Consider the following 1,097-nt stretch of genomic DNA (forward strand, 5'->3'; position numbering starts at 1 on the left):
GTTAGATTTCTATAATATAGAGAATAGACAGTTAATACATGAAACGATTGATAGTAGCCAAAGACTTTCAAATAGTTTTTCAACTTTAAACTTCCATCCTTCATTTTATTTGAATATGTATGATTCGGAATGGAATGAGAAATTGTATTATTCAGAGAAACTAGATGCTTTAATCGTTTATGAAGTAGACAATGAAAAGTTGAAATTATTTGGAGTATTTGCGCCAGTACTTCCGGTTTTAGATGAATTATGTGGAGAAATCAATGAAAGGTTTACGGAAATCGAATTTTATTTTTCACCGGATCAATTAGGGGTTGAGGATGTACAGTTTACAGAATTACAGTCTAGCAAGTATTTAATGGTTCGAAGTGATAAAGAGTTAGATTTTAAAGGTTATAAATTCCCAGTATTAGCGGAGTTTTAAATGTCTATATAAATGCTTTATTATGGAGGAGCTATGAATATATCGTATATACCAGAACGTATTGAGCAACTCACTATAATGAATGTACCTGAATACTATAAAATTAATGATAATCATGCGTTTATTGTCCGTTCGAAAGCAGAAACCGATTTTTGGCTTAAAACACATTATGGTTTTGAAGTAATGAATGGTCATGTATTTTATAATGAGATGATGACAGACTTTCAAGCTGAAGTTCAGTTACGTATGAATCCAAATTCAAAATTCGATCAAGCAGGTCTTTTTGTTATGATTTCGGAGAACTGTTGGCTAAAAACATCTTTAGAATATATCCCTGAAGGGCCATCTCACTTAGGTGCTGTCGTAACGAATAATGGATATTCTGATTGGTCAACGCAAGATTATCCAACAGAAGCAGCTAAGCAACAACTTCGTTTTCGAATTATTCGAAAACGCGGTGATTATACAATATATGTGAAAAAGAGCCATCAATGGGAACAAATAAGAATCGCTCATTTAATGGAGGATATAGGGAGTGAGCCTATTAAAATAGGTTTTTACACGTGTAGTCCTTCTAAAAATAATGGATTTGAGACTGAGTTTTTAAATTTTACAATTGAAGAATTATAGATGAAAAACCGTATTCTTTTCATTAAGAATGCGGTTTTTGTAT

1 protein-coding gene and 1 pseudogene are annotated in these 1,097 nt (G+C 31.9%); both read left to right on the forward strand.

What is annotated here, in order from left to right:
• Positions 1 to 424 (forward strand): annotated as a pseudogene (locus tag ACQGSG_RS29140) (GNAT family N-acetyltransferase); the annotation flags it as partial.
• Between the two features lie 33 nt (positions 425 to 457).
• On the forward strand, positions 458 to 1,054 hold the full coding sequence (locus ACQGSG_RS29145) for a DUF1349 domain-containing protein (RefSeq protein WP_001027681.1): 597 nt from the start codon (positions 458 to 460) through the stop codon (positions 1,052 to 1,054).
• Positions 1,055 to 1,097 lie beyond the last annotated feature (43 nt).

The organism is Bacillus sp. GMa5/1, from assembly GCF_050172015.1.
Taxonomy (GTDB): domain Bacteria; phylum Bacillota; class Bacilli; order Bacillales; family Bacillaceae_G; genus Bacillus_A; species Bacillus_A cereus.